This window comes from Pseudoalteromonas sp. AWM4_233, from assembly GCF_056158285.1.
In genome coordinates, this window is the sequence record NZ_JBSWSZ010000082.1 from 1 (window position 1) to 3,660 (window position 3,660).

The 3,660-nt window shown below is 44.8% G+C and carries 3 protein-coding genes and 2 pseudogenes; 4 read left to right on the forward strand and 1 reads right to left on the reverse strand.

The genetic code is table 11. The features are described from left to right. The 4 genes and pseudogenes from ACXAC4_RS20560 to uvrC all read left to right on the forward strand — a co-directional run. The coding region (locus ACXAC4_RS20560) for a hypothetical protein (protein WP_475165058.1) at window positions 1-253 on the forward strand (253 nt) is incomplete at its 5' end. Between the two features lie 191 nt (window positions 254-444). Next, window positions 445-1,137, forward strand: a complete 693-nt coding sequence (locus ACXAC4_RS20565; RefSeq protein WP_474822244.1) for a pirin family protein — start codon at window positions 445-447, stop codon at window positions 1,135-1,137. Window positions 1,138-1,286: 149 nt separating this feature from the next. Then, window positions 1,287-1,931, forward strand: coding sequence for a UvrY/SirA/GacA family response regulator transcription factor (gene uvrY, locus ACXAC4_RS20570; RefSeq protein WP_474822246.1), 645 nt, complete (start codon window positions 1,287-1,289; stop codon window positions 1,929-1,931). A gap of 7 nt (window positions 1,932-1,938) precedes the next feature. Further along, window positions 1,939-3,263, forward strand: a pseudogene (gene uvrC / locus ACXAC4_RS20575) (excinuclease ABC subunit UvrC); the annotation flags it as partial. Between the two features lie 79 nt (window positions 3,264-3,342). Here uvrC and ACXAC4_RS20580 read toward each other — a convergent pair. Beyond that, a pseudogene (locus ACXAC4_RS20580) lies at window positions 3,343-3,609 on the reverse strand (nitrilase-related carbon-nitrogen hydrolase); the annotation flags it as partial. Between the last annotated feature and the right edge of the window lie 51 nt (window positions 3,610-3,660).

A 3,660-nucleotide genomic window follows, 5' to 3' on the forward strand; every position in this document is an offset into this window, starting at 1 on the left:
GCACGCCGGCGACCTGGCGTGCGCGGCATTAGCAGCTGCCTATCACGAAGATAATGACCCTTGGCTAAGTAAAGTAATATCCACAGTGAATAAAAACAGGCTACTGTTTTTTGATGCTTTGAAAAAAACTCCTCTCGTTAGCGAGTGTCCCAGGAGCACCTGTTTTTTCTGGTTGGATCTCAGCTCTATTTTTCCCAAAGAATGTAACGTTGCCGATGCTCTGTATCGAGCCACGGGGTTGGCAACTGAATGAAGGAAGCACCTTCGGACAACCCGGGTTTGTGAGGTTAAATCTGGCAACCAGTCAAGAAGTAATTGAAGAAGCGCTGGCTCGTATTGAAACACTCATTCATTCTGCAAAATAGAACGATAGTCTCGTATTTTTGCCATTTTAAAAACAATTAGCAGGATTATCATGGGGCACTTAATCATTAGGAGTGACCCATGAGATATATACGACGCGCTTCAGAGCGAGGTACGGCCGACTTTGGTTGGCTTCAGTCTTTCCATACGTTTTCATTTGGTCGATATTACGACCCCAATCACATGGGTATGTCTGTGTTACGGGTTTTAAATGATGACTCTGTAGCACCAGGGCGTGGCTTTGATACGCACGGTCATCGGGATATGGAAATTATATCTTATGTCACTGAAGGGGCGCTTGAGCACAAAGACAGCACTGGCAACGTTCATACAATTCCTGCTGGCGATGTTCAGCGAATGAGTGCTGGTAGGGGTATTATGCACTCTGAATATAACGCTTCTGCCACTGAAGCCGTCAAATTTTTGCAAATATGGATCATTCCCAACCAAGCTGGTATTCAACCCGAATACGAGCAAAGAACGATAAAGCAAATAGGCGTTATGACGCCCCTTGTAACGCCAACGGGTACTCAGGGAAGTGTACGAATAAATCAGGATGCAAGTATCTACCGGGTTTTACCTGAAGACGGCAAGCCGCTTTCCCTTTCAACGAGGCAACGAATGGGTTATCTCCACCTAATTCGAGGCACGTTGCAAAACGAGTTCGTTGAACTTAACGCAGGTGATGGCTTGGGGCTATATCAACAGGATGCGATTACACTTGATGCACAGGGGAGTGTGGAAGCGCTTTGGTTCGATTTACCCGTTATCTAGATTTTCTCAAATAAACTGGAAATCTAGATGATTACTCCAGAATAAATATTCACGATTGCCACATTTCACAGCAGCGGTGAAAATGGTATTATAAATTGTGCCCCATAGGCGACATTCATTATAATAACGACGATTTAGTGAGCGCAAACGTGATAAAAATTATCCTGGCAGACGACCATGAATTGGTCAGAACAGGGATCAGGCGTATCTTGGACGATGAAAAAGAATTTTCGGTTGTGGCCGAAGCGAAAAACGGTGAAGATGCGGTAAAGCTGTGCCGTCACAATGCGCCTGACATTGTGTTGATGGACGTAAACATGCCTGGCATGGGCGGCCTTGAAGCGACTAAAAAAATAGTTCGTATGTCTGAGAACACTCGTGTTATCTGTTTATCTATGCATAAAGAGCATCCAATTCCTTCGCAGGTTATGCAAATCGGTGCTTTCGGCTTTCTTACAAAAGATGCAGAACCGGAAGAAATGATTCGAGCGATTTACAAAGTACACGCAGGGCAAAAATATTTACCTCAGGATATCGCTCAAATGATTGCGATAAAAAGGGTTGTTCCAGAATCGGATAATCCTTTTGATACGCTTTCTACCCGTGAGTTGAATATTGCAATGCGGCTTACCAAAGGACAAAAAGTACCTGAAATTGCCAGCGAGCTTAATATAAGTGCAAAAACCGTAAATACGTATCGGTACAGAATGTTTGAGAAGCTCGATGTAGAAACTGATGTAGAACTCACCCATTTGGCGTTGAGACACAAGCTTATCGAACCAAATATGTTGTAAGGTTTGAATGACTCAATTTGATCACACCGCGTTTCTGCGTACCCTCACCAGTCAGCCTGGCGTTTACCGTATGTACAATGACCAGGGTGACGTTATCTATGTGGGCAAGGCGAAAAACCTGAAAAAGCGGGTTAGCAGTTATTTCAGAAAACAACTAGACAACGCCAAGACCCGTTCCCTTGTTGCCAGTATTGCCAACATGGATATCACAGTTGTTAACAGTGAGACAGAAGCCTTCCTCCTCGAAAATAACTTCATAAAGAAGATATAAGCCCAGATACAACGTGGTTATGCGGGATGACAAGTCTTACCCGTTTATCTTCTTATCGTCTCATACACATCCCCGGCTTTCATTCCATCGCGGGCCGCAAAAGAAGAAAGGTGAGTACTTCGGGCCGTCTATCCCAGCGCATGGGCAGTGAGAGAAAGTCTGCGGACCATGCAGAAGATTTTTCCCGTTCGACAGTGTGAAGACAGTTACTACAGAGCAAGGAGTCGCCCTTGTTTGCAATATCAAATGAAGCGTTGTAGCGCGCCCTGTGTAGAAGGTTACGTTTCAGATGACGAGTATAAAGAACAGGTTGACTTAGCACGCTTATTTCTTAACGGTAAAAACCAGCAGGTCATTGGGACACTGGTTGAAAAAATGGAAGACGCCAGCGAGCGTCTCAATTTTGAAGCTGCAGCACGGTATCGCGATCAAATTAATGTTTTGAGGAAAGTGCAGGAACGCCAATGGGTCGCCGGAACCCAGGATGAAATGGATATTTTCGGCTTCGCGGTAGAGAGGGAATATGGCGTGTATCCAGGTTATGTTTATTCGGGACAGTCAACTCCTTGGCAGTAAATCTTATTTCCCCAAGGTTCCCGCTGCATCCAGTGAAGATGAGATTTTTGAGTCTTTTTTCCTGCAGTTTTACTTGTCTGGAAATAAAATTATCCCCAAGCAAATTGTTATTCCAAGGCCTCTAAGCGAAGAAGATAGTATCGTTGAGGTGCTAAGTGAAGAAGCAAAACGGAAAGTTAAAATCTTTAAAGGTGCCCGCGAGGAAAAGCGCCGCTATTTAAAACTAGCGCAAAGTAACGCGGAAAATGCGTTGGATGCGCAATACAGTCAACAAAAGTCAGTACACGCCCGGTATATGGATCTTGAAGATATTCTCGATCTTGATCAACCTGTAGCCCGTATGGAGTGTTTTGATATCAGTCATACATCTGGCCAGCAAACAGTAGCATCCTGTGTTGTATTTAACCGGGAAGGGCCCCCTGAAGAGCGATTACCGGCGTTACAATATTGAAGGGATAACCCCAGGTGATGATTATGCGGCTATGCGCAGGTGCTGACCTTGCTTTCCCTTCTTGATTGATTAACCTTAGCAATACGTAACTGAACGAAGTAGAGGCAGGTTTACTGTGTTTCTATGGCTCGGGCTTGTAGTAAAGGCAACCAATGCGCTTCGCCAGTGACAGTGGTAAATGCGCTAGGGACTAAAATAATATCTGCACCCAGTGCCATCATCTGCTGATAAAGGCCTGCAAAACGCACATCATAACATACACTTAAACCAATTCTGCCAAAAGGCGAATCGACAACTACCACATCACTGCCCGCTTGGGTAAACTTGGACTCTCGATAGCCACCACTACCATCTTGTACTTGCGCATCAAATAAATGGATCAATACTGTTGAGGTGCTGTGTAAGAGGTGAATCTAACCGTCGTTAACCTT

Bases quoted from the DNA above. Each gene is read 5' to 3' on its own strand.
- ACXAC4_RS20565 (WP_474822244.1), top strand. From the start codon at position 445: ATGAGATATATACGACGCGCTTCAGAGCGAGGTACGGCCGACTTTGGT.